The 24,113-nt window shown below is 71.3% G+C and carries 26 protein-coding genes; 3 read left to right on the top strand and 23 right to left on the bottom strand.

Annotated elements, in window-relative coordinates; genetic code table 11:
* The first annotated feature begins 244 nt into the window (after positions 1-244).
* Complete coding sequence (locus ACH4UM_RS24470) at positions 245-1,435, top strand: PP2C family protein-serine/threonine phosphatase (protein WP_398183068.1); 1,191 nt, start codon at positions 245-247, stop codon at positions 1,433-1,435.
* An 82-nt stretch (positions 1,436-1,517) separates the two neighbouring features.
* Here the strand turns inward: ACH4UM_RS24470 and ACH4UM_RS24475 are convergent, their stop codons facing one another.
* The 5 genes from ACH4UM_RS24475 to rpsB all read right to left on the bottom strand — a co-directional run bounded on the left by ACH4UM_RS24475 (position 1,518) and on the right by rpsB (position 6,464).
* A complete protein-coding gene (locus ACH4UM_RS24475; RefSeq protein WP_398183071.1) occupies positions 1,518-2,810 on the bottom strand; it encodes a phosphatidate cytidylyltransferase in 1,293 nt (430 codons plus the stop codon).
* Entirely contained in the window at positions 2,810-3,367 is a 558-nt protein-coding gene (gene frr / locus ACH4UM_RS24480) for a ribosome recycling factor (protein ID WP_014675285.1), read from the bottom strand. Before frr ends, ACH4UM_RS24475 begins: the two co-directional genes overlap by 1 nt.
* A 190-nt stretch (positions 3,368-3,557) precedes the next feature.
* Positions 3,558-4,316 carry a UMP kinase gene (gene pyrH / locus ACH4UM_RS24485; protein ID WP_398183074.1) on the bottom strand — a complete coding sequence of 253 codons (759 nt, stop codon included), beginning with the start codon at positions 4,314-4,316 and terminating at the stop codon, positions 3,558-3,560.
* A gap of 200 nt (positions 4,317-4,516) precedes the next feature.
* The gene (tsf, locus tag ACH4UM_RS24490) at positions 4,517-5,362 is read right to left on the bottom strand and encodes a translation elongation factor Ts (RefSeq protein WP_398183077.1); all 846 of its coding nucleotides are present in this window, start codon (positions 5,360-5,362) and stop codon (positions 4,517-4,519) included.
* Positions 5,363-5,549: 187 nt separating this feature from the next.
* Positions 5,550-6,464, bottom strand: coding sequence for a 30S ribosomal protein S2 (gene rpsB, locus ACH4UM_RS24495; RefSeq protein WP_398183080.1), 915 nt, complete (start codon positions 6,462-6,464; stop codon positions 5,550-5,552).
* Positions 6,465-6,981: 517 nt separating this feature from the next.
* Here rpsB and ACH4UM_RS24500 point away from each other — a divergent pair.
* Complete coding sequence (locus tag ACH4UM_RS24500) at positions 6,982-7,437, top strand: murein hydrolase activator EnvC family protein (RefSeq protein ID WP_398183084.1); 456 nt, start codon at positions 6,982-6,984, stop codon at positions 7,435-7,437.
* 27 nt (positions 7,438-7,464) lie between these two features.
* On the opposite strand, the gene ACH4UM_RS24505 is transcribed toward ACH4UM_RS24500, so the two are convergent.
* The 17 genes from ACH4UM_RS24505 to ACH4UM_RS24585 all read right to left on the bottom strand — a co-directional run bounded on the left by ACH4UM_RS24505 (position 7,465) and on the right by ACH4UM_RS24585 (position 20,644).
* Complete coding sequence (locus ACH4UM_RS24505) at positions 7,465-8,022, bottom strand: TetR/AcrR family transcriptional regulator (RefSeq protein WP_398183575.1); 558 nt, start codon at positions 8,020-8,022, stop codon at positions 7,465-7,467.
* Between the two features lie 107 nt (positions 8,023-8,129).
* Complete coding sequence (gene whiG / locus ACH4UM_RS24510; RefSeq protein WP_398183087.1) at positions 8,130-8,972, bottom strand: RNA polymerase sigma factor WhiG; 843 nt, start codon at positions 8,970-8,972, stop codon at positions 8,130-8,132.
* 271 nt (positions 8,973-9,243) lie between these two features.
* Positions 9,244-10,404 (bottom strand): DNA-processing protein DprA, encoded by a 1,161-nt coding sequence (gene dprA / locus ACH4UM_RS24515; RefSeq protein ID WP_398183090.1) that lies wholly within the window; start codon positions 10,402-10,404, stop codon positions 9,244-9,246.
* Positions 10,401-12,026, bottom strand: a complete 1,626-nt coding sequence (locus tag ACH4UM_RS24520; protein WP_398183093.1) for a YifB family Mg chelatase-like AAA ATPase — start codon at positions 12,024-12,026, stop codon at positions 10,401-10,403. Before ACH4UM_RS24520 ends, dprA begins: the two co-directional genes overlap by 4 nt.
* Positions 12,026-12,427, bottom strand: a complete 402-nt coding sequence (locus ACH4UM_RS24525; protein ID WP_398183096.1) for a YraN family protein — start codon at positions 12,425-12,427, stop codon at positions 12,026-12,028. The genes ACH4UM_RS24520 and ACH4UM_RS24525 overlap by 1 nt, the downstream gene beginning before the upstream one ends.
* Before the next feature lie 134 nt (positions 12,428-12,561).
* Positions 12,562-12,870, bottom strand: coding sequence for a DUF2469 domain-containing protein (locus ACH4UM_RS24530; protein ID WP_018102380.1), 309 nt, complete (start codon positions 12,868-12,870; stop codon positions 12,562-12,564).
* Between the two features lie 56 nt (positions 12,871-12,926).
* The gene (locus tag ACH4UM_RS24535; protein ID WP_398183099.1) at positions 12,927-13,427 is read right to left on the bottom strand and encodes an NUDIX hydrolase; all 501 of its coding nucleotides are present in this window, start codon (positions 13,425-13,427) and stop codon (positions 12,927-12,929) included.
* On the bottom strand, positions 13,417-14,193 hold the full coding sequence (gene lepB / locus ACH4UM_RS24540; RefSeq protein WP_398183102.1) for a signal peptidase I: 777 nt from the start codon (positions 14,191-14,193) through the stop codon (positions 13,417-13,419). The genes ACH4UM_RS24535 and lepB (ACH4UM_RS24540) overlap by 11 nt, the downstream gene beginning before the upstream one ends.
* A gap of 187 nt (positions 14,194-14,380) precedes the next feature.
* Positions 14,381-15,391: a signal peptidase I gene (gene lepB, locus ACH4UM_RS24545; protein WP_398183105.1), complete on the bottom strand. Its 1,011-nt coding sequence runs from the start codon at positions 15,389-15,391 to the stop codon at positions 14,381-14,383.
* A complete protein-coding gene (gene lepB, locus ACH4UM_RS24550) occupies positions 15,279-16,373 on the bottom strand; it encodes a signal peptidase I (protein WP_398183108.1) in 1,095 nt (364 codons plus the stop codon). Before lepB (ACH4UM_RS24550) ends, lepB (ACH4UM_RS24545) begins: the two co-directional genes overlap by 113 nt.
* Positions 16,366-17,106 carry a signal peptidase I gene (lepB, locus tag ACH4UM_RS24555; protein WP_398183111.1) on the bottom strand — a complete coding sequence of 247 codons (741 nt, stop codon included), beginning with the start codon at positions 17,104-17,106 and terminating at the stop codon, positions 16,366-16,368. Before lepB (ACH4UM_RS24555) ends, lepB (ACH4UM_RS24550) begins: the two co-directional genes overlap by 8 nt.
* A gap of 47 nt (positions 17,107-17,153) precedes the next feature.
* Complete coding sequence (gene rplS / locus ACH4UM_RS24560) at positions 17,154-17,504, bottom strand: 50S ribosomal protein L19 (RefSeq protein WP_398183114.1); 351 nt, start codon at positions 17,502-17,504, stop codon at positions 17,154-17,156.
* A 136-nt stretch (positions 17,505-17,640) separates the two neighbouring features.
* Positions 17,641-18,474, bottom strand: coding sequence for a tRNA (guanosine(37)-N1)-methyltransferase TrmD (gene trmD / locus ACH4UM_RS24565; RefSeq protein WP_398183117.1), 834 nt, complete (start codon positions 18,472-18,474; stop codon positions 17,641-17,643).
* On the bottom strand, positions 18,474-19,028 hold the full coding sequence (rimM, locus tag ACH4UM_RS24570) for a ribosome maturation factor RimM (RefSeq protein ID WP_398183120.1): 555 nt from the start codon (positions 19,026-19,028) through the stop codon (positions 18,474-18,476). Before rimM ends, trmD begins: the two co-directional genes overlap by 1 nt.
* A gap of 83 nt (positions 19,029-19,111) precedes the next feature.
* Positions 19,112-19,351, bottom strand: a complete 240-nt coding sequence (locus ACH4UM_RS24575) for an RNA-binding protein (RefSeq protein ID WP_003973401.1) — start codon at positions 19,349-19,351, stop codon at positions 19,112-19,114.
* Positions 19,352-19,356: 5 nt separating this feature from the next.
* On the bottom strand, positions 19,357-19,779 hold the full coding sequence (gene rpsP, locus ACH4UM_RS24580) for a 30S ribosomal protein S16 (RefSeq protein WP_398183123.1): 423 nt from the start codon (positions 19,777-19,779) through the stop codon (positions 19,357-19,359).
* A 268-nt stretch (positions 19,780-20,047) separates the two neighbouring features.
* A complete protein-coding gene (locus ACH4UM_RS24585) occupies positions 20,048-20,644 on the bottom strand; it encodes a hypothetical protein (protein WP_398183126.1) in 597 nt (198 codons plus the stop codon).
* Positions 20,645-21,254: 610 nt separating this feature from the next.
* Here ACH4UM_RS24585 and ACH4UM_RS24590 point away from each other — a divergent pair.
* Positions 21,255-22,109 carry a methyltransferase domain-containing protein gene (locus ACH4UM_RS24590; protein WP_398183129.1) on the top strand — a complete coding sequence of 285 codons (855 nt, stop codon included), beginning with the start codon at positions 21,255-21,257 and terminating at the stop codon, positions 22,107-22,109.
* A 57-nt stretch (positions 22,110-22,166) separates the two neighbouring features.
* On the opposite strand, the gene ftsH is transcribed toward ACH4UM_RS24590, so the two are convergent.
* Complete coding sequence (gene ftsH / locus ACH4UM_RS24595) at positions 22,167-24,110, bottom strand: ATP-dependent zinc metalloprotease FtsH (protein ID WP_398183132.1); 1,944 nt, start codon at positions 24,108-24,110, stop codon at positions 22,167-22,169.
* Positions 24,111-24,113 lie beyond the last annotated feature (3 nt).

Below are 24,113 nucleotides of genomic sequence, written 5' to 3' on the forward strand. Positions count from 1 at the left end.
CGGTCGCCGGGCAGCCGTGGTCGCCGGGCAGCCGTGGTCGGCGTGCATCCGCGGTCGCCGGCCCATCCGTGGTCGGCGTGCATCCGCAGGGCTGTCGAGCCACGAAGGGGAGCATGTTGGGATAATCGACCCAATGAGGGGCCAATCAGGCCGTTGCCGTGTGGTGGGAACAGGCCGTTCCCTGAGGGGGCCCTGAAGGGATGACGCGCGGGTGACAGGGACGCGGGGGCCGGAGGTGGTCGGAGTGCCAGATGTGGTCGGCTGGCTGTCACGCGTCGGCGACCGGCCGGGTCCGGTGAGCCGGGTGGTGGCGCTGTCACTGTTCCCGGTGATCCTGCTGGTGGTGGATCTGCTGACACCGCCGGCCATCCGCCTGGGTCCTCTGATGGTGGCGGCTCCCACGTTCGCGGCCGTCTTCTGCGGTCCGGTCGGCGTCCTCGCGGTGTTCGCAGTGACGGTGCCCTGCGTGATCCTGGCCGCTGTCGTGAACCAGCAGCTGGACAGCGCGAACTTCCCGGTGCAGATCGGCACCATCGTGCTGATCAGCGTGGCCGCGGTCGCGGCGGGGGCGGTGCGGGTGCGCCGGGAGCGCCAGCTGGCACGGTCCCGCTGGGTCGCCGAGGTCACCCAGCGGGTGCTGCTGCATCCGCTGCCACGCCGGATCGGACCCTACGAACTCGCCTCGCTGTACCTGGCGGCGGACGAGGAGGCCGCCATCGGCGGGGACCTCTACGCGGTCGCCCGCAACGGGCAGTGCTCGCGGGTCCTGCTCGGCGACGTGCAGGGCAAGGGGCTGGCGGCGCTGGAGATCGTCAGCTGTGTGCTGAACGGTTTCCGGCAGTCGGTCCGGCACGGCAGCCCGCTGCAGGAGGTGGTGCGGGAGCTGGAAGCGGCGTTCCGTGAGGACGTCCAGGAGCTGTCGACCGCCGCGGACACGGACCCCGGCCGCGTCGGCAGGTACGCGGAGGAGTCGTTCGTGACCGCCGTCGTGCTCGAACTGCCCGACGACGGCCCCATGCGCCTGGCGAACCTGGGGCATCCGGCACCGCTGCTCCTCCACGAGGGGCGGGTCACCGCGCTGGAGCCGACGGTCCCGGTGCCGCCGCTGGGCCTCGACGATCTGAACGACGGGGACGTGGTGGTGGACAACGTCGACTTCCCGCCGGGCGCCACCCTGGTGCTCTACACCGACGGTGTGACCGAGGCGCGAGGACCGGCCGGAGACTTCTACCCGCTCGCCGACCGGTTGCGGAACTGGACCGCTCTGCCCCCGGAGGCCCTGCTGGCCGCCGTCCGCGCCGATCTGCGGCAGCACGTGGGTTCACGGCTCACCGACGACGTGGCCATGGTGGTCGTCCAGCGGTCCCTCTCCCCCGTCCCCGCCCCCGCCGGGGAGCGCGCCGCCGAGCTGATGCAGGCGCGAAGCACCGCCTGACATGTGAGGGACATGGAAGAAGGGACCCGCTGCCGGTGGCGGCGGGTCCCTTCGACGGGCGCACGGGCGTCGTGCCCTTCCGTCAGCCGGCCCCCACGAAGATCACCATCAGCAGCCACACCACCGGAGCGGTGGGCAGCAGCGAGTCCAGGCGGTCCATGATGCCGCCGTGCCCCGGGAGCAGGGTGCCCATGTCCTTGATGCCCAGGTCCCGCTTGATCATGGACTCGCCGAGGTCGCCCAGGGTGGCGCTGGCGGCGACCGCGAGGCCCAGGAGCAGGCCCTGCCACCAGGCGCCGCCGTCGATCAGGAACTGCATGCACAGGGCCCCGGCCACCATGGCGAAGGTGACGGCGCCGACCAGGCCCTCACGGGTCTTGCCGGGGCTGATGCGGGGGGCGAGCTTGTGCTTGCCGAAACGCCAGCCGACGGCGTACGCGCCGGTGTCGCTGACGACCGTGAGCACGAGGAAGGTCAGCACACGGAACGGGCCGTCGTCCGCGGTGAGCATCATCGCCACGAACGTGGCCAGGAACGGCACGTAGAACGCGGCGAAGACCCCCGCCGTGACGTCCCTGAGGTAACCCTCCGGCGGTTCCGTCATGCGCCAGGCCAGGACCGCGAGTGCGGTGAGCGCCACCGCCACCCAGGCGCCCTCGGCGCCCCGGACGTACCCGGCCACCACCATCGCCGCCCCGCCGACCGCGAGCGGCACGAGCGGTGCCTTGATGCCCTTGCGCTCCTCCAGCCGTTTGGTCAGCTCCCACAGGCCCACCACGACCGCCACCGCGATCACGCCGACGAACACGGCCTTGACGATGAACAGTGAGGCGATGATCACCACGCCGAGTCCGACCCCGACTCCTATGGCAGCGCTGAGGTCCCGGCCCGCGCTCTTCTTCTGCGGGGCGGGCGCCTGCTGCGGGGCGTCGGGCATGGGCTCCGGATTCTGCGGCGCCGTCCGGTGAGCGGGCGGCGTCTGCGGCGTGTCGTAGGGCCGCGGCCGGGGCTGCGGCGCTTCGTACGGCTGCGGGTGTGGCTGCGGCATGCTGCCGTACGGCTGCGTCTGCGGCTGTGGATGGGGCCGCGTCAGCGGCTGTGCGTGCGGCGTGCCGTACGGGTGTGTCTGTGGCCGCGGCGTGTCGTCGCGGAACGGGGGGCCGCTCGGGCGAGCGGCCCCCGGGACGTCATCCTGGTTCCCGCCGTCTGCGGGTACGCCGGGCACGATGGGCATGGGGCGGGTCTGCTGGGCGCCATGCGCATCGTACGCGGGACCGTCCGGGGCGGCCCCCGGGACGGGCCCCCGGGCGGATGCCCGGCCCGCGGGCCCCCCGTACCCGGCCTGCTGCGGCGCTCCCCAGGAAGAGTCGTTCATCAGACCTCGAGAAGCTCCGCTTCCTTGTGCTTCAGGAGCTCGTCCACCTGCGCGACGTACTTCGCGGTGGTGTCGTCGAGCTCCTTCTCCGCACGGCGGCCCTCGTCCTCGCCGACCTCGCCGTCCTTGATCAGCTTGTCGATGGCGTCCTTGGCCTTGCGGCGCACCGAGCGGATGGACACCTTGGCGTCCTCGCCCTTGCCCTTGGCGACCTTGATGTACTCGCGGCGGCGCTCCTCGGTGAGCTCGGGGAACACCACACGGATGATGTTGCCGTCGTTGCTCGGGTTGACGCCCAGGTCGGAGTCGCGGATCGCCTGCTCGATGTTGCGCAGCGCGCTCTTGTCGAACGGGGTCACGACCGCCATGCGCGGCTCCGGCACGGAGAACGAAGCCAGCTGGTTGATCGGCGTCGGCGCGCCGTAGTAGTCGGCCACGATCTTGTTGAACATCGCCGGGTGCGCACGGCCGGTGCGGATCGCGGCGAAGTCCTCCTTGGCGACCACGACGGCCTTCTCCATCTTCTCCTCGGCCTCGAGGAGGGTCTCTTCGATCACCACTTGCTCCTGCGTGTCTTGAGTAGGCCCGGCTGCGGTTCCTCGTCGGGGCCGACGGCCGGCTGCGTCGCGTCTTCTTCCTGCACGGTTCCCGACCGGCAGGACATTGTCCATCCCCCGGTCCGGGTCCGTCCCGTCCGTCCCCCGGACAGGTGGCTCCCTGCGGACCCGCGGTCCGGGGGCTTTCCGGTCAGTCCCGGCCCGCCTGTTCACCCACAAGCGTGCCGATCTTCTCACCCTTGACGGCGCGGGCGATATTGCCCTCCTTCAGAAGCTCGAAGACGACGATGGGGAGCCTGTTGTCGCGGCAGAGCGTGATCGCCGTGGCGTCGGCGACCTTCAGGTCGCGCGTGATGACCTCGCCGTAGCCGAGCGAGTCGAACTTCACGGCGTCCGGGTTGGCCTTCGGGTCGGAGTCGTAAACCCCGTCCACCCCGTTCTTGCCCATGAGCAGCGCCTCGGCGTCGATCTCCAGGGCGCGCTGGGCGGCGGTGGTGTCGGTGGAGAAGTACGGCATGCCCATACCTGCGCCGAAGATGACCACGCGGCCCTTCTCCAGATGGCGCACGGCGCGCAGCGGGATGTACGGCTCGGCGACCTGGCCCATGGTGATGGCGGTCTGGACCCGGCTGTCGATGCCTTCCTTCTCCAGGAAGTCCTGCAGGGCGAGGCAGTTCATCACGGTGCCGAGCATGCCCATGTAGTCCGAGCGGGCGCGGTCCATGCCGCGCTGCTGGAGTTCGGCGCCGCGGAAGAAGTTGCCGCCGCCGATCACGACCGCGATCTGAGCGCCGTCCCGGACGACGGCCGCGATCTCACGGGCGATGGCGTGCACCACGTCCGGGTCGACACCCAGGCCCCCGCCGCCGGAGAAGGCCTCTCCGGACAGCTTCAGCAGAAACCGGCCGGGTACTTTGCCGTCGTCGCTCTTCTGGGCCTTGGTGGTCATGAGATCCCGCCTCTGTTACGTGGTGCACATGCGAAGAAGGCCATTGCCGGTGGGGCGTGTTTCGCATCCCATGCAGCGGCAATGGCCTCCTCGTCAGATCTGCTGTCGTCCGCCACGCGCGCGTGCGTGCCGGCATGCGCGCGTGACGTCGACGACTGCTTACGACCCTATCCGGGCCGGGCGTCCGTCGCGGTACGGACTCAGATGCCCACCTTGATGCGCGTGAAGCGCTTCAGGGTGACACCGGCCTCGTCCAGAACCTTCTGGACCGACTTCTTGTTGTCCAGCGCGTACGGCTGGCCGAGCAGCGTGGCGTCCTTGAAGAAGCCGTTGAGACGACCCTCGACGATCTTGGCGATCGCGGCCTCGGGCTTGCCCTCGGCGCGGGTGGTCTCCTCGGCGATACGGCGCTCGGACTCGACGACGTCGGCCGGGACCTCGTCCTTGGAGAGGTACTTCGGCGCGAAGGCGGCGATGTGCTGGGCGACGCCCTTGGCAACCGCAGCGGCCTCGTCGTTCCGCTTGTCGAGCTCTACGAGGACACCGATCTGCGGGGGCAGGTCGGGCATCGTGCGGTGCATGTACGCGGTCACGAAGCCGTCGGAGAACTGCGCGAAGCGGTCCAGGACGATCTTCTCGCCGAGGTTGGCGTTGGCCTCGTCCACGAACGCCTGGACGGTCTTGCCGGCCTCGATCTCCGAGGCGAGCAGGGCCTCGAGGTCGGCCGGGGAGGTCTTGGCGACGTGCTCGGCGATCGCCCGGGCGACGGCCTGGAACTTGTCACCCTTGGCGACGAAGTCCGTCTCGCACTTCAGCTCGACGAGGACACCGGAGGAGTTGTCGTCGGCGAGGAGCGAGACCACGGCGCCGTTCTCGGCGGAGCGGCCCTCGCGCTTGGCGACGCCCTTCTGGCCCTTGATGCGCAGCGCCTCGACGGCCTTCTCGACGTTGCCCTCGGCCTCGTCCAGCGCCTTCTTGCAGTCCATCATGCCGGCGCCCGTGAGCTCACGGAGCTTCTTGACGTCGGCGGCGGTGTAGTTCGCCATGAGTCTGTGAATCTTTCTCGAAGTCTTTGAGATCGAAGATCAGGGGGCTGCGGGCCCCATGCAGCCGGGGCCCGCTGACGCACCGCCGACCTACGGGTGAACGGCGGGAGCGATGGGGGCACCTCCCATGCCGTCAAGGCCATGGGGGATCATGCCACCGCTCCCGCCGTCAACGCGGACTGACGGGTCAGGCCTGCTCGCCCTCGGCGGCGGGGGCCTCGGCCGGCTTCTCGGCCTCCGCGGCAGGGGTCTCGGCCGGCTTCTCGGCCTCCGCAGCAGGGGCTTCAGCCGGCTTCTCGGCCTCGGCGGCCGGGGCCTCGGCGGCCTTCTTCTCGCCCTCGAGCAGGTCGCGCTCCCACTCGGCGAGCGGCTCGCCCGCGGCCTTCTCACCCTTGCCCTCGGTCGCGACGCCGGAGCGGGCGATGAGGCCCTCGGCGACGGCGTCGGCGATCACACGGGTGAGCAGGGTGACGGAGCGGATCGCGTCGTCGTTGCCCGGGATCTTGTAGTCGACCTCGTCGGGGTCGCAGTTGGTGTCGAGGATGGCGACGACCGGGATGTTGAGCTTGCGGGCCTCGCCGACCGCGATGTGCTCCTTCTTGGTGTCCACGATCCAGACGGCGCTGGGCACCTTCTGCATCTCGCGGATACCACCGAGGGTCTTCTCCAGCTTGGCCTTCTCACGCGAGAGCACGAGAAGCTCCTTCTTGGTCAGACCGGAAGCGGCGACGTCCTCGAAGTCGATCTGCTCGAGCTCCTTCAGGCGCTGCAGACGCTTGTAGACGGTCGAGAAGTTGGTGAGCATGCCGCCCAGCCAGCGCTGGTTGACGTAGGGCATGCCGACGCGGGTGGCCTGCTCGGCGATGGCCTCCTGCGCCTGCTTCTTCGTACCGACGAACATGACCGTGCCGCCGTGGGCGACGGTCTCCTTGACGAACTCGTAGGCGCGGTCGATGTACGACAGCGACTGGAGCAGGTCGATGATGTAGATGCCGTTGCGCTCGGTGAAGATGAAGCGCTTCATCTTCGGGTTCCAACGGCGGGTCTGGTGACCGAAGTGGACGCCGCTCTCCAGCAGCTCCCGCATCGTGACGACGGCCATGGCCGTACTCTCCTTGAGTTTCTCGGTTGTGCCGCGGGAACCGGACGGTTCCCGCGCCTGACGCCCGCAGTGCGCCGTGCCACGAGGGACCGAGGGGCGCTGACACCGACCGTTGCCGGCCAGGATGTCGGGGCGTGCGAAGTCGACCCGGTGACCCGGATCGCCACCAGAAGTGTACGGGACCCGCGAGGCACCGGGTGACGCCAATGTCCACAACCGGAGAGTTGTCCACAGATCCCGGACGTGATCGGCGGGAGTGCGGGACGGTGGACGCATGTTCCGGACGTGTGGGAAGCGATGCGTGAGTGGGTGGAGGTGGCTCGGAGTGCTGCTGGGATGGGTGGCTGCCCTGCTGGCCTCGGTGGCGTGGGCGGGCGGGGGTGTCGGACATGACGGGGTTCGCGGGAGCGGCGGAGGCGGCGGGAGCGGCGGCCCGGCTCCGCCGGTCGTGTCGGCGCCGTCGCCGGCGGGGTCCGCGGAGGGCGGGCCGGTGCCGGCTGGGCGTCCGGTGCCGGCGGTGGGCAGGTTCTGGCCGGTGGGGGTGCGTCCGCGGGTGCTCAGGGGCTGGGAACCACCGGCGACGGTGTACGGGCCCGGGCACCGGGGTGTGGACCTGGGAGCCCCACCGGGCACTCCCGTGCGTGCGGTGGCGGCGGGGCGGGTGTCCTTCGCGGGCCGCGTGGCCGGGAGGGGCGTGGTGTCGGTGGAGCTGGCCGGGACGGGCGACCCGCCCCTGAGGACGACGTACGAACCGGTGAGCGCATCGGTCAGGAAGGGCGAGGAAGTGGCGGCCGGCGAGGTGATCGGCACGGTGGAGGCCACGGGGCCGCACTGCGGCGGCGCATGCCTGCACTGGGGCCTGCTGAGCGGGGAGACGTACCTGAATCCCCTGCTGCTCCTGCCGCCATGGCTGCTGAACGGGGGACCGTCGAGGTTGCTGCCGGTGCTGGGAGTGCCCGAGCCCCTGCCGTAGCCCGGACCGGGCGACGACCGGCCCGGCTCAGCCCCGGACGCCTCGCAGAGCCATCGCCACCGCCGCCTCGGCAATCACCGTGGGCTCCTCCGCCGCTCCCAGCTCGATCCTCCGCACGGCCGCGTCGACCACCCCCTGCAACAGCATCGCCGCCAGCCGGGGATTCCCGTGCCCCAGCTCCCCCAGCGCTTCCACGATCATGGCGACCAGCCCGCCGTGCGCGGCCCGGATCCTCTCCCGGGCTCCCGCGTCCAGCTCGCTCACCGAGATCGCCACCACGGCGCGGTGCCGCCGGTCCCCGACCAGCTCCAGCTGCTTTCGGACATACGCCTCGACCTTGGTCTGCGGCCCTCCGGCCGCCGCCATCGCCGCCGACACCTCCGCGGCCCACACCGGGAAGTCGACCGCGCACAACTCCTCGACCACGGCCGCCCGTGACCGGAAGTACTCGTACACCGACGACCGCGCCAGCCCCGTCCGCTCGGCCAGGGCGGGGAAGGTCAGGGCCTCCGTCCCGCCCTCGGACAGCAGGGTGCGCGCCGCGTCCAGCAGGGCGGCTCGCTGCATCGACCGGTGCTCGGCCACGGAGGCCGCTCGAATCCTTGGCACGTCAACCACTCTACGGACGCGCCGGCCGCGAAGGGAGCGACTCGGCGCCCGCCGCCCGCCGCCTGCCGTCCGTTCGGGGAAGGTCACCGCCCGAAGCTCGCCAGCTTCGCGCGCAGCTGGAGCACCGACTTGGTGTGGATCTGGCTGACCCGGCTCTCGGTCACCCCGAGGACGTTGCCGATCTCGGCGAGGGTGAGGCCCTCGTAGTAGTACAGCGTGACCACCGTCTTCTCCCGCTCGGGCAGCGTGTTGATCGCCCGGGCCAGGAACCGCCGCAGCTCGCGGTCCTCGGCCACCTCCACCGGGTTGTCGGCGGCGGTGTCCTCCAGGGTGTCCATGAAGCTGAGCCCGTCCCCGTCCTCGCCGCCGACGTGCAGCAGCTCCTCCAGGGCCACCACGTTGGCCAGCGACAACTGGCTGAAGACGGCGTGGAGTTCGTCGACCGCGATCCCCATCTCGGCGGCCACCTCGATCTCCGACGGAGTGCGCCGCAGCCGCGCCTCCAGCGTCGCGTACGCCCGCTCCACGTTGCGCGCCTTCTGCCGCACCGAGCGGGGGATCCAGTCCAGCGCACGCAGCTCGTCGATCATCGCGCCCCGGATCCGCGTGATCGCGTAGGTCTCGAACTTGATCTCCCGGTCGACGTCGAACTTCTCGATCGCGTCGATCAGCCCGAAGACCCCCGAGGAGACGAAGTCGGCCTGCTCCACATTGGGCGGCAGCCCCACGCTCACCCGTCCCGCCACGTACTTGACCAGCGGCGAGTAGTGCAGGATCAGCTGCTCCCGCAGCCGCTCGTCCCCCGTCGCCTTGTACGACCGCCACAGCTCCTCGAGCGTCGAGGGAGCGGGCGGGCGCACGCTGCCACCGTCACGGGCGGCTGGGGGGATCGCCGCCCGGTCGGGCCCGGAGGTGTGCTGGGGCATTCGTCGCCTTGTGTCGTTCTGCCGTGTAGTGCGGGCGTCTGGGTGGACTGTCGGTCTGGGTCCGGATCGGGGTCTTTGATGTCGGAACCACGTGAGCGTAGCGTGACTGGAGTGTCGCGGTGCGCGAACGGCGGGGCGCGGACGTTGCGCAGATTCGTTCCGTGGGGCGCCCCGCCGGGTCACGCCCGTCACCCTCGGTCACCGGCGCGACCCCCAACTGCGGGAATTTGCGCAGGCATCGGCGTTCCCCCGGACGGGCGAACACGCTCGGTCAGCACCCGTCCCGAACCGCCCGGGCCGAGATCATCGCCTGGCGTGTCAACTTCCATCCCTCGCCGTGTCGTTCGACGTAGCCGAGTGAGCGGAGTTCGTACAGTCTCGCGATCACGTCGTCCGGCGTGGTCCGGGCCTCGCGGGCGATCTCGGCCGCCGTCGCCGCGCCGCGCGCCGGCAGCGCGGCCAGGACCTGCCGGGCGTCCGGTTCCAGCAGGTCACGAGGGAGCACCGGGCCGCGCCGGTCCGGGGCCAGTTCGCCCATGTCGCCGACCAGCTCGACGACTTCCGCGGCGTCGGTGACGAGCGTGGCCCCGCCGCGCAGGAGTTCGTGCACGCCGGCGGAGAGCGCGCTGGTGGCCGGGCCGGGCACCCCCATGGTGTGACGGCCCAGCCGCTGCGCCGCCCGGGCGGTGACCAGCGAGCCGCTGCGGTAGGCGGCCTCGACCACCACTGTGCCGCGGGTGAGCGCGGCGATGACTCGGTTGCGCACGATGAACCGGCTCGGCGTGGGATGGTCGCCCGGTGGCAACTCGCCGATCACCAGGCCCTGTTGCGCGATTCTGCTGATCAACTCGGTGTGCCCGCGCGGATAGGGCCGGTCGACGCCGCAGGCCAGGACGGCCACGGTGGCTCCGCCACTGCCCAGCGAGCCGCGATGGGCGGCGCCGTCGACGCCGTAGGCTCCGCCGGACACCACCACCCAGCCGCGTTCGGCGAGGCCGGCGGCGAGGGTGGCGGCCATGTGGGCGCCGTACTCGGTGCAGGCCCGGGCGCCGACCACGGCGACCGACCGGAGCGCCCATATCCGCAGGCTGGGCCGGCCGCGCACCCACAGTCCCGTGGGGCGTGCGTCCCCGAGGTCGTCGAGCTGGGCGGGCCACTCGGGAGCACCGGGCCGCAGGAAGCGCACGCCGGCGTCCCGCGCGAGCGCCAGGTCCCGGGCAGGCTCGGCCCGCGCGGCCCGCGCGCACAGCCCCGACCACCGTCTGTCCGACACTCCGGCGAGCCGTGGTGCGCCGGCCCGCAGCCGGCGGGCCACCTCCACCGCCCCGAGCTCCCGCGTCCATCTCCCCCCGACCTGGTCGCCGGGCTCGAGGACCCGGCTGAGGAGGACACGGGCGAGCAGTTCGCCGTCGGGGTCGTCCGGGCCGCTCATGTCAGTGCCCCGATGGCCATGGGCACACCGCGCGGAACTCCGGTGCGCAGTTGCAGGGCAAGGGCGACGTCCGTCGCGTCGGGCCGGTCGTGACCGACGAGGTCCGCGACCGTCCAGGCGACCCGGAGCACGCGGTCGAGCCCGCGGGCCGTGAGCACACCGCGCTCCAGGCTGCGCTCGGCCTCGTCCATCGCGCCCGCGGCCGTGTGCCAGCGGCTTCGCAGCTCGCGTCCCGGCACTTCGCTGTTGGTCAGCCACGGTGTGCCACGAAGCCGTGCCGCCGCGCGTTCCCGGGCGCCCCGCACCCGCTCGGCCACCGTCGCCGTGGCCTCGCCCCGGGCGCCGCGCCGGGCGAGCTCTGACCGGGTGACGGGGTCGACCTCGACCCGCAGGTCGACGCGGTCGAGCAGCGGCCCGGAGAGCCGGGCCTGATAGCGGCGGATCGCCGAGGGCGGGCACTCGCACAGGGTGTCCCGCTGCGAGAACCGACCACAGGGACACGGGTTGGCCGCGAGCACCATCAGGAACTTCGCCGGGAAACGCACCACTCCGGCGCTGCGGGCGATCACCACATGCCCCGCCTCCAGCGGCTGGCGCAGGGCGTCGAGGGCGTGACTGCCGAACTCCGGTGCCTCGTCCAGAAAGAGCACGCCCCGGTGGGCGAGGGAGACGGCGCCGGGCCGGGCGACGCCGGGGCCGCCGCCGACGAGGGCCTGCATCGTGGCCGAGTGGTGCGGGGCGCAGTAGGGGGCGAGGTCGATCAGCGGTTTGCCCGGTGGCAGCAGTCCGGCCACCGAGTGGACCGCCGTGACCTCAAGGGACTCCTGCCGGCCGAGCGGGGGCAGGACGGCGGGCAGCCGCTCGGCGAGCATGGTCTTGCCCGCGCCGGGCGGTCCCTCCAGGAACAGGTGGTGCCCTCCGGCCGCGGCGACCTCCACCGCCGTACGCGCGGAGAGCTGGCCGACGACGTCGGCGAGGTCGTGGCCCTGGTCCTGCTGGGCGGAGCCCGCGCTGTGCATGCCGGTGGCCGCGCCGGTGCCGGGCATGCGCAGCCCGGCGAGCAGCGGGTCGGGCCGGCCCTGCTCGTCCTGGTCCTCCTCGGGCTCCGGTTCGTCCGTCAGCACGGCGATCAGCTGCCGCAGGCTGCGGACGCCGAGCACGGAGACACCGGGTACCAAAGCGGCCTCGGCCGCCGCGCACTCGGGCACGACCACCTGCTCGTGGCCGGCGTCCGCGGCGGCCAGCACCGCCGGCAGGATGCCCCGCACCGGCCGCACCCGCCCGTCCAGGCCGAGTTCCCCGATCATCACGATGTCGGCGAGCACCCGGGGGTCGATCCGCTCCGCGGCGCCGAGCACCGCGCAGGCCACGGCGAGGTCGAAGCCGCTGCCGGCCTTCGGCACCGAGGCCGGGCTGAGTCCCACCGTGAGCTTCTTCTGCGGCCACTCGGCACCGGAGTTGACCACCGCCGCGCGCACCCGGTCGCGGCTCTCGATCAGGCTCTTGTCCGGCAGACCCACCAGGGTGAAGGCCGCGACGCCCGGTTCGAGGTCGGCCTGGACCTCGACGACCACGCCCTCGACGCCGACGAGGGCCACGGAGCACGTACGCGCGAACCCCATCAGGCCGCCCCCCGCACATGCTCGACCACGGGCGCGCCGCGCCGGGGCAGCAGCACGCCGACCAGGTCGATACGGACGCCGCCCGGTGGCGCCCCGCCGTGGGACTGGACCCAGCGTTCGGCGAGGCCGCGCAGCCGCTCGGCCTTCTCCGGCGACACCGCGGCCATCGGATGCTCGAAGATCCCGGCCCTGCGGGTCTTCACCTCGCAGACGACCAGGACGTCACCGTCCCGGGCCACGATGTCGATCTCGCCCGTCCTGCCGCAGCGCCAGTTGCGCTCCAGGACCGTCATGCCGGCCTGGGCCAGTCGCCGCGCGGCCAGGCCTTCTCCGTACCTGCCGAGTGCGCTGCGCGCCCGATGCGTGTTCATGTCGGCACCACCTCCGGCGCCAACGCTCACGCATCCGGCCGGAGGAAGTGGATCTTGGTGGGTTACTCACCGGTTGTGGACAACCACATCACCCACACGGGTGGAATCCCCGCCGCGCCCCGGCACCCGCCGACCGCGGCTCCGACCGCGGCTCCGACCGCGGCTCACCCGCTCGGCAGCTCCAGGTCGCTCTTGTTCAGCTCCTCGATATTCACATCCTTGAATGTCAGGACACGTACCTGTTTCACGAACCGGGCCGGCCGGTACATGTCCCACACCCAGGCGTCCGCCATGGACACCTCGAAGAACACCTCGCCCTGGACCGAGTGGACCTGCATCTCGTAGTCGTTGGTGAGGTAGAAGCGCCGTTCGGTCTCGATCACGAATTTGAACAGACCGACGACGTCGCGGTACTCCCGGTAGAGCTTCAGCTCCATCTCGGTCTCGTACTTTTCGAGGTCCTCGGCGCTCATGGCATGTTCCCCTTCAGCCGTGCGGTCCCACCATTGTGCGCCAGTCCCATGAGGCCCTAGACGATTTCGGTGTCGAGGGTCACGGGCCTGGCCGGGGGACCTTCGTCGAGCAGTGTGCGCAGCAGCTCGGCGAGTCTGGTCGGATACACCGTCTCATGTGCCCAGGTCAGTTCCCGACACGTCCACCAGCGTGCTCCCGCGACACTGCGCCGCTCCAGTTCGGTCAGGGTCGTGGCCCCGGTCGCCGTCTGGGTGGTACGGGCCAGGTAGTACCACTCGTCCTGGTCCCAGCGGCGGCCCGCGAACGGGAACGAGCACCTGCGCCGCCACACCACCGGGCCGAGCTCGACCTCGGTGATGCCGGTCTCCTCCACGAGTTCCCGCAGCGCGGCCTCCTCCCGCGTCTCGTCGCCCTCCAGTCCGCCGCCCGGTGTGAACCACCAGTCGTCGGCCGGGTCCTCCGGCTCATGGCCGTGCAGGAGGAGGATCCGGTCCTCCGGGTCGAGCAGGATCACCCGGGCCACCTTGCGCAGCTCGCCGGTGGCCTCAGCGGGCACCGGCCGGCTCCGTCCGCGCGCGGGCGCGGGAGGCCCCCACTCGCTTGGCGATGGGGCCGTAGGCGCCACCGGCCAGGACGAGGACGGCGCCACCCGCGATCAGCAGGACGATCGTGCGCAGCGGACCGGGCTGGGAGAGGGTGCCGAGCGCCTCGAAGCCGGTGGGACGCTCCAGCATGCCCTTCATGGGCCACACGACGGCGTCGACCCGGGCGCTCACGGCACCGCGGGAGACGGTGCCACTGGCCGCGTCCGTGAGGTGGGCGGTGGAGTCCAGGGAGCCCTGGCGTTCGTCACCGAGCAGGAACAGACGGCCCGCGGGCACCTTCACGGTCGGGAAATTCTTGATCTCGGCCGCGGCGCCCTTCAGGTACGGCTCGTCGATCTCCTTGCCGTTGACGCTCAGCTTGCCCTGCTTGCAGCAGGAGACCGTGTCGCCGCCGACGGCGACCACACGCTTGACGACGGCCGCGTTCTGCACCCAGGTCCTGTCGCGGAAGACGACGACGTCACCGCGGCGCACCTCGCCGCCGTCGACACGCTGGGCCAGCACCCGGTCGCCCATGTCGATCGTCGGCGTCATCGAACTGGTGGGCACGGTGTACGGCCGGTAGACCACCGCTGCCCACGCGAATCCGCCCAGGAACAGCACCAGTCCCAGCGCGACGGCCAGCCCGGACAGTCGCTGCCCGGTCCTGCTGCCCACCGGACCCCTGCTTGTGCCGCCGCTGCGCGGGGCCGTACGCGTCGTGCTCTCGCCACCCATGGACCCGCACCCTACCCGGCGGTATCGAAACGGGGCAGCCCCTCTTTCCGGGCCGGAGGCGCATCTTTCCGGGCCGGAGGCGCAAGCTCCACGAGGGCTTCACAGGGGCGGACGGTACGAGCGGAATGACCCGTACCGTCAGGCCGCCCCCGGAAGGTGGTCACCGGACGGCCGGCGCTCGGCCGGCTCAGCGGCTCCCGGTGGCCGTCGTCGGGGTGCCCGTCCCGGCCCCGGCCCTGGGCGACCGCCTGCGCCGCCACAGCGCCACCGGCACCACCAGGGTGAGTGCCACGCCTTCGGGGGCCGCCGTCAGGGCGCCCGCCGCCGAGGACTGCTGGTTGATGCCCTGCTGGTCGAAGGTGTCCGGCACGGGCAGTGTGCCCCAGCGGTTGATCGGCCAGGCCTTCACGATGGCGCGGCCGACGACGTCCTTGACCGGGACCATGCCGTGGTGCTTGTCGGTCTGGTTGTAGCGCGAGTCCCGGGAGTTCTGCCGGTGGTCGCCCATGACCCAGATGTAGCCCTTGGGCACCTTGACCTTGAACTGGCCGCCCTGGTCGTCGACGCTGCACGGGGTGTTGCCCGGGTACACGTACGGCTCGTTCAGGGCCTTGCCGTTGACCATCAGCGGCCCGGAGTTCTTGCACTCGATCGTGTCGCCGCCGACGCCGATGACGCGCTTGATGAGGTCCTTCTCCTCCGCGGACGGCATCAGGCCGATCCAGCTGAGCACCGTCTGCAGGGCGTTGGGCCTGGCCGTCGGCTCACCGGCCAGCCAGTCGTCCGGGTCGTGGAAGACGACGACCTCGCCGCGCTCGGGCTGGGAGCCGAACCAGGGGGTCAGCTTGTCGACCAGGACCCGGTCGCCCCGCTGCAGGGTGTTCTGCATCGAGTCCGAGGGAATCGAGAACGCCTGTACGAGGAACGTCTTGATCAGCAGGGCCAGCACCAGCGCGATGCCGATCAGAATGGGCAGCTCCTTCCAGAAGGAGCGCGGCTTCTTCGCTTCCGGGGGGGTGCCACCGGTCCCCTGCTCACCGCTGTGGTTGTGCTCCGTCACCGTGCCGTCCTCGGCTGCTTCGCTCTCACTCCCTGAGGTCACGGCGTGGCCGGCAGCTGGGTCCGCCGCCTCCACGGGGTGTCCGCGGTGCTCCTCGCCGTCGTGTCCGGACCGTGCGCCAACCGCCACATCCCCCACGCCAACTCCTTACGCCGTGCCGCCGCCCGCACCGTGCGCGGCGCAGGCCCACCACTCCCATAACGAGCGGGAGTTCCGCAGGGCTCGGGAGTTGAACGGATCCGTTCGGATCGTCGGGAGCAACCCTATGCGACGGCCGGGCGGCGGCGGTCGACCCGGCGGCCGCGTCGGACACCGAGGCGAAGGTTTTTGGCTCCTGCAGCATGTTCCAGTGACCGATGGGCCAGCCGATCACCATGGCCCGCCCGACCACGGAGTTCTCGGAGACGGTGCCGCCGTAGGCGGTGTTCTGGTGGGCGCGCGAGTCCGCGGAGTTGCCCCGGTGGTCGCCCATGACCCACAGCCGCCCCTTGGGGACGGTGATGTCGAACGGGGTGTCGGACGGGGCATTGCCCGGATAGAGGTAGTCACCCTCGTTCAGGGGAGCGCCGTTGACGGTCACCCGGCCCTGCGCGTCGCAGCACTTGACGTGGTCCCCGCCGACGCCGACGACCCTCTTGATGAGGTCCTTCTCGTTGTCGGAGGGCAGCAGGCCGATGAAGGTGAGGCCTTCCTTGACCTGCTTGACGACGACCGGGTCGTTCTTCTTGGCGGTCTGTTCGCCCGCCAGCCAGCCGCCCGGGTCGTGGAACACGACGACGTCCCCGCGCTGCGGCCTGGAGCCGAACCACGGGGTGAACTTGTCGACCAGGACGCGGTCGCCGATGCGGATCGTCTGCTCCATGGAGCCCGACGGGATCACGAAGGCCTGCACGAGGAAGGTCTTCAGCACCAGTGCTATCAGCACGGCGACGCCGACCAGAAGCGGTATCTCCCGGACGGCGGAGCGCCTGCGCTTCCGCTTCACCTTGCGCTGCAGCTTGCGCCGCTCCGCGCGGGTGCGGCCGCTGCCGGCCGGAGCGGAGGCGCGCCTGGCCCCGGTGGGCAGGAGGTTCTCGGCGGCGCTGACCGACGCGCCGCGTGGTCTGCCGCGGTTACCCATGAAGACCGCCGCTGTTCTCCGGCCCGCGCGCCTCCGGCACGCGCGCGTAGGCGCTCGGGCGGGTCAGGCGGGTCCAGTGGCCGAAGGGCCAGACGATCCAGTCCGCGCGGCCGATCACGTCGCCGACCGGGATCATGCCCCCGCCCGGTGAGCCCAGGTGGTCGCGGGAGTCGCTGGAGTCGCCGCGGTGGTCGCCGAGGACGAACAGGGTGCCGCCCGGCACGACGACGTCGAAGGGCACCGTGGAGGGGCTGTCGCCGGGGTAGAGGAACGTCGACTCGTCGACCGACCGGCCGTTCACGTGGAGCCTCCCCTCCTTGTCACAGCAGACCACGTGGTCTCCCCCCACACCCACTACCCGTTTGATGTAGTCGGCGTCCCCGAAGTACCCGCTGCCGTCGAACACGACGACATCGCCGCGCCGCGGCGCGGCACCGAAACGGTACGCCAACTTATTTACGAGAACGCGGTCCCCGATCCTCAATCCCTGCTCCATGGATCCGCTCGGAATCTGGAACGGTTGCACCACAAACGTGTTGAGAAGCAGCAAAAAGACCAGGCAGATCAGCACGGTCAGGGAGATCCGCCCACCGGGGAGCCAGTCCGTGATCCGTGCCACCAACGCGAAACGCGACCGTTCCTCCGGTCCCGGCGCGTCCGGAGCCTGTTCGGGTCCGGCGGCGCAAGGGCGGGAGGAGCGGTCGCGCTCCGTCTGCTGTGCTTCGGTGTCCATCGGGGCCGAATGGTATCCGGCCCCGCTGAGAACCCCGGAAAGCGCGCTCAGCTCTCGCGCTTCTCCTTGATCTTCGCGGCCTTGCCGCGCAGCTCACGGAGGTAGTACAGCTTGGCGCGGCGCACGTCACCACGGGTGACGAGCTCGATCTTCTCCACGATCGGGGTGTGCACCGGGAAGGTGCGCTCGACGCCGACGGAGAAGGAGACCTTGCGGACCGTGAAGGTCTCGCGCACGCCGGAACCCTGGCGGCGGATCACCACACCCTTGAACTGCTGCACACGGGAGCGGTTGCCCTCGATGACGCGGACGTGCACGTTGACGGTGTCACCCGGGCGGAAGGCCGGGATGTCCTGACGGAGCGACGCGGCGTCGACGGTGTCGAGCAGGTGAGACATTTCGTCTGCTTTCTTCGCTGATGCCACAGGTCATCAACGGGAACTAGAAGTTCGAAAACGATCGCTGCACGGGGTCGGGGCGGGCGTCGTGTCCCCCTGTGGCAGGGGCGCACACCGGACGGCGCACAACAGCCGCCTATTCTTCCACGCCCTGGGTCCTGCGCCAAAATCGGCCGTACGGCTCCCCCTCCGGGTCCGGCGCCCAGCCCAGGATGGACAGCATCTCGCGGTCCTTCTTGTCGAAGGCCCTGGGGTCGCAGCGCTCGACCAGGTCGGGCCGGTTGGCCGTCGTCCGCCTCAGGGCCTCGTCGCGGCGCCAGCGGGCGATCTTCCCGTGGTGGCCGCTGAGCAGCACCTCGGGGATGCCGCGGCCGCGCCACTCGGGTGGCTTGGTGTAGACGGGTCCCTCCAGGAGGTTCGCCATGGCACCGGGCGCGAAGGAGTCGTCCCGGTGGGACTCGGCGTTGCCGAGGACACCGGGCAGCAGCCGGGCGACGGCCTCCGTGACCACCAGGACGGCGGCCTCGCCGCCGGCGAGCACGTAGTCGCCGATGGACACCTCGTGGACGGGCATCCGGGTCGCGTACTCGTCCATGACCCGGCGGTCGATGCCCTCGTAGCGGGCCGGGGTGAAGATCAGCCACGGGCGCTCGGAGAGCTCGACGGCGAGTTCCTGGGTGAACGGGCGGCCACTGGGGGTCGGGACGATCAGCGCGGGGGCGTGGGAGCCCGTCTCGTAGCCGTCGGCGAGGACGGAGTCCAGGGCGTCGCCCCAGGGCCCGGTCTTCATCACCATGCCGGGACCGCCGCCGTAGGGCGTGTCGTCGACGGTGTTGTGGCGGTCGTGGGTCCAGGTGCGCAGATCATGCACGTGCACGTTCAGCTGTCCACGCGCGCGTGCCTTGCCGACCAGGGAGACGTTCAGCGGTTCCAGGTACTCGGGGAAGATCGTGACGACGTCCAGCCGCATCAGGCCTCGTCCTCCGCGGACTGCCGGGAGGAGGCGATCTCGGCGCGGTCGTCGATCAGGCCCGGCGGAGGGGTGATGACCGCCCGCTGCTCCTCCAGGTCGATCTCGGCGACGATCTCCTCGACGAACGGGATCATCACCTCGCTGCCGTCGGGGCGCTCGACGATGAACAGGTCCTGCGAGGGCAGGTGCGAGATCTCGGTGATCCGGCCGACCTCCACGCCGTCCGCGGTCACCACGTCCAGGTCCATCAGCTGGTGGTCGTAGTACTCGTCCTCGTCCTCGGGCAGCTCGTCCGGGTCGACCTCGGCGATGAGGAGGGTGTTGCGCAGGGCCTCGGCGGCGGTGCGGTCGCCGACGCCCTGGAAGCGCAGCAGCAGACGGCCGCTGTGCACACGGCCGGTCTCGATGGTCAGCGGCCCGACGGAGGCCGGGTCGGTGGCGAGGACGGCACCGGGGGCGAGCCTGAGTTCCGGCTCGTCGGTACGTACTTCCACGGTGACCTCGCCCTTGATGCCGTGGGCGCGGCCGATCCGTGCGACTACCAGCTGCACTTGTGAACATCTCCTGTCGTAACGGGCTCGGGCCGGGGACGGCCCAGTGGCCCTCCCCGGCCCGAGCCGGTTGCGAAAAAGCGTCAGCGGACGTGGTCGACGTCGACGAGGTCGACGCGGACACCGCGGCCGCCGATGGCGCCCACGACGGTGCGCAGGGCGCGTGCGGTACGGCCGTTGCGGCCGATCACCTTGCCGAGGTCGTCGGGGTGCACCCGGACCTCGAGCACGCGTCCGCGGCGCAGGTTGCGCGAGGCGACCTGCACATCGTCAGGGTTGTCGACGATGCCCTTCACGAGGTGCTCAAGCGCCTCTTCGAGCATGCTGCTCAGGCCTCGGTCGACTCGGAGGACTCGGCGGCCGCCTCGTCCTTCTTCTCGGCCTTCTTCTTCTGGGTGATCGCCTCACCCTTGCCCTCGTCGTCGCCACCGAGGGCCTCGAACGACGGACGCGCGGCCTTCTCCGCCGGCTGCAGCAGCGGCGCAGGGGCGGGCTCGCCCTTGAACTTCTGCCAGTCGCCGGTCTTCTTCAGGATGGCGAGCACGGGCTCGGTCGGCTGGGCGCCGACGGAGAGCCAGTACGCCACGCGCTCGGCGTTGACCTCGATGCGCGAGGGGTTCTGCACCGGGTGGTACAGACCGATCTCCTCGATGGCCCGGCCGTCACGGCGGGTACGGGAGTCGGCGACGACGATGCGGTAGTGAGGCGAACGGATCTTGCCCAGACGCTTCAGCTTGATCTTGACTGCCACGGGAGTGGATTCTCCTGGATTGACGTGGTTGGGCACGGCGGAGCTGCCGCGTGGGGTTGCGGTACCCGAGTGCCCGACGGACGCGTCAGCCGGAGGAGAGAGGGGTCCTGTGCGGCTGTCGAGTACAGCTAGCCATTGTGCCACACCCGGCGGGGCGCTCCTGGCCGAGGGCAGCCGGGTGCGCGGGGGCATGCCTGGGAGGCACCCGGCGTCCGGGTGCCGTCGCCCGGGCCGCAGGCGAGGTACGGCTGCCACGAGCAGCCGTGTCTCAGCCTGCCGCCGCGCCCACCACCTCCGGGATCCGGAAGGGCTTGCCACACCCCCCGCACATGATCGGGGCCTGGGCCAGGACCGAGGGAACGACGCGGACGTTGCGTCCGCAGTCGCACACCGCCTTGACCCTGACCCCGCCGCCGGAGGAGCCGTGGCGGGCGGCCGGGCCGCGGAAGGTGCGGCTGGTGTCGGCGGAGGTGGCGGCCGTGTGGGCCTTCAGGGCGCGCTGGAGGCGCTCGATCGTCGGGCGGTAGCGCCGCTTCGCCTCGGGGCTGAGCGTGACCAGGGAGAAGCCGCTGCTCGGGTGCGGCTCCTCGGGGTGGTCCAGGCCCAGCTCCTCGGCGATCGCGAGGAACCGGCGGTTGTGGTAGCGGCCGGCGCGGGAGGTGTCGCGTACCCCGCGTGCGGCGGCGATGCCGTGGACTGCTTCATGGAGCAGTCGCTCGAAGGAGAGTTCGTGACCGCACGCGGACGACGACTCTCCGATCAGGGACTCGGGCGCGGCAAGATCCGGCAGCTCGGGGTGGTACCGCTGAATGTCGGCCCACGCCTGTGCCAGCTCTGCGGCGAGAACAGGTGGTGTCGTGCTCACGTAATGACAACGAGCCTGGGTGCCGCTGTGTTCCTATTCCGGGGCATCCCAAATAATTTGCACGTACCCGTCAGTTGCCGCTGATGCGTCCTGACGAGGGCGGGTGCGCTGATCTGCGGAGAAGCCTCACAGCTCATACCAAGCTGGTGCGTAGCAGCGCGTACGCACCGGCGCGTACGCCCCTCGCGCACTCCGGCGCGCCTGGGGCGGCCCCCGCGCAAGAGGCGTTTCGGCCGCTTCCCCGCCACAGGGCCTCGTATCGGTCAGCGTGCGCGGCGCCCGCGACGTTACCGCTCGCGGCACCGGCCCACGGCACCGCCCCGGTCGCGCCGGGTGGACGGCTCACTCGCTGTCACGCCGTGCGTCAGGATCCGGCCATCGACCCCGCACGCCGGCAGGTGCCTCGGTCATGGCGCGACTGTACGGGTCCAGGTTGCCGGAATGTGAAATCTCGCCACATGCGCGCGGAAGGCGCAAGCAGGGCCTCACGACCCCTGGACGCGATGGGAAGCGGGGAGTTACCTGACATACGGGGGGAGTGCGAGCGCACTGCACGGGGGCCAGGGAATCGGGCACAGCGGCAACTCTCGGCGGATTGGGGCGCTTATCCATGACACCTACGCTCGTGCGGCAGCACGTACGTCACGCGGGACCGGTGGCCCGGGTGGATCTGCGTGCACGCGCGCGTGACTGGTCCGAGATCCAGGAGCGGATGCTGGTTCCGCTCTACGAGGCCGTCTACGAGCGACTGGAAGTGGGCTCCGGCACCCGGCTGCTGGCACTCGGCTGCGGCTCCGGGCTCGCCCTGCTCATGGCGGCCTCCAGAGGCGCGGCCGTCACCGGTGTCGACTCCTGCCCCGAGCGGCTCGCCCTCGCACGGCAGCGGCTGCTGCCCGAGCCGTGGGACCCGCGCGCGCGCAAGGGCGCCCGGATCGTCGACGGCTCACCCGGGGACGCGGCCGGCGCGGAGACGCCCGCGTACACCATGGTGACCGCCTTCGAGCCGATCGGGTGCCTCGCGGGCGACTCGGAGGGGCTGGGCGAGCTGCTCGCCGCGGCGACGCCGCTCACCGGGCGCGGGGCGCCGGTGGTGCTGGCCGGCTGGGGGCCGCCGGAACGGTGCGCCACGTCGTCCGTGCTGCGGGTGGCGACCAGGCTCGCCGATCCGCTGCACGGCGCGGGCAGCTGGCGGGCCGCCCTGCGCGACGACCTGGAGGAGGTGGCCCGGCGCGCCGGGCTGCGGCCGGACGGCTCCGGGCGGGTCTCCTGCCCCTTCGGGTACGCCGACCTGGACAGCGCGGTACGCGGACTGCTGTCCACCGGGCTCTTCGACGCGGCGATCGCGGCGACCGACGCCAACCAGGTCGAGAAGGAGCTGGCGGAGGCGCTGCACGCGCACCGGCGGCCGGACGCCACGGTGTGGATGCCGAACGTCTTCCGCTACCTGATCGCAAGGACGGCCTGAACGGGCCTCGAACGCCCGTCCGCCCGGAACAGCCGTCCGCCTCGGACGCCGCCCGCCTCAGACGCCCGTCTCGGTGTCCTTCTTCAGGCGCGTGATCCCGGCCACCCGGTAGGCGTCCGCCTCCTCCAGCGTCTCGTTCTCCAGCAGGGCCTGGGCCAGGGCGTCCAGCTGCCCCCGGTGGTCGCGCAGCTTGCGGCACGCCTCCTCGTAGCACTCGTCGACGATGCGGCGCATCTCGGTGTCGATGGAGTCCAGGGTCTGCGGGGCGGCGGAGAGCCCGTAGGCCTGCTGGGCGTCGCTGGGCAGGGCGGACAGGCGGCCGACGTGCTCGCTCATGCCCCAGCGGGCCACCATCCCGCGCGCGATGTTGGTGACCTGCTCCAGGTCGTTCTCCGAACCGGTCGTGATGACGTCGTAGATCACGTGTTCCGCCGCCATGCCGCCGAGCGCGCCGATGATGCGGCCGCGCAGGTACTCCTCGGTGTAGGCGTACTTGTCGGACTCCGGCGTCGACAGGGTGACGCCGAGCGCCCTGCCGCGCGGGACGATGGTGATCTTGCGGACGGGGTCGGCGCCGGGCTGGAGCATGCCGAGCAGGGCATGGCCGCTCTCGTGGTACGCGGTGCGCCGGCGCTCCTCCTCGGGCATCACCAGGGCACGTTCCGCACCCAGCTGGACCTTCTCCAGGGCCTCGGAGAAGTCGGTCTGCGTCACCTGGCGCTGCCGCCGCTTCACCGCGAGCAGGGCGGCCTCGTTGGCGAGGTTGGCCAGTTCGGCACCGGTCATGCCGGGAGTCGTACGGGCCACCCGGGTGAGGTCGACGTCCGCGGCGAGCGGGATCTCACGGGTGTGGATCCTGAGGATCGCCTCGCGGCCGCCCCGGTCCGGCGGTGAGACGTGGACCAGCCGGTCGAAGCGGCCCGGGCGGGTGAGGGCTGGGTCCAGGACGTCGGCGCGGTTGGTCGCGGCCAGCACGATCACGCCCTCGGAGCCGGAGAAGCCGTCCATCTCGGTCAGGATCTGGTTCAGCGTCTGCTCGCGCTCGTCGTGGCCACCCACCGACGCACCGCCGCCCCGCGCCCGGCCGATCGTGTCGATCTCGTCGATGAAGACGATGGACGGGGCCACCTTGCGGGCCTCGGCGAACAGCTCGCGCACCCGGGAGGCGCCGACGCCCACGATCATCTCGATGAACTCGGAGGCCGACGCCGAGAAGAACGGCACGCCCGCCTCACCCGCGACGGCCCGCGCGAGCAGCGTCTTGCCGGTGCCGGGCGGGCCGGTGAGCAGCACCCCGCGGGGCATCTTGGCGCCCATGTGACGGTAGGAGTCGGGGTGCTCCAGGAAATCCACGATGTCGTCCAGCTCGCCCTTGACCTCGTCGATTCCGGCCACGTCGGCGAAGGTCGTGCGCTGGGTGCCCGGCTGCAGCTCGACCGGCCGGGGCGGAGCCTTCCGGCCGAAGAGGCCGCCCGCACCGCCCAGCCCCGGGCCGATCCGCCGCGCGAAGAAGATCCACAGCACCGCCAGGACCACGATCGGAGCCAGCGAGAGCAGCAGGTTGGACACGAGGCCGCGCTCCTGCACGACCGGCTGCGCGGTCACCGTGACGTGGTGACCGGTCAGGCTCTGCCAGAGCTTGTCGTCGGCGAAGGCGGGGCGTTGTGTCTTGAACTTGGTGTAGGTGCCGCCGCCCCCGGGCTTGTCCCGGGCGCTCTTGAGCTGGCCCTGGATCGCGTCGCCCTTGGAGTAGATCGTGCTGACGTTGCCGGCGTCGACCTGCCTGCTGAACTCCGTGTACGAGATCGTCGGCTCGTTGCCGGTGTTGTAGTACGTCAGCCCGGCGTAGGCGAGCAGGAAGACGACCACCGCGGTGACCAGCAGGCCCCACCATCGGGCCCGCATCCTTCTGCCGCCGGGCCGCCTGGGTGGCTCGTCCGGGGTGCCCTCGGTGCGCCACGGCTGGTCAGGGGCCTTGCGTGGTGGCGCCGCATTGCTCATATC

Source organism: Streptomyces sp. NPDC020801 (genome assembly GCF_044334385.1).
Lineage (GTDB): Bacteria > Actinomycetota > Actinomycetes > Streptomycetales > Streptomycetaceae > Streptomyces.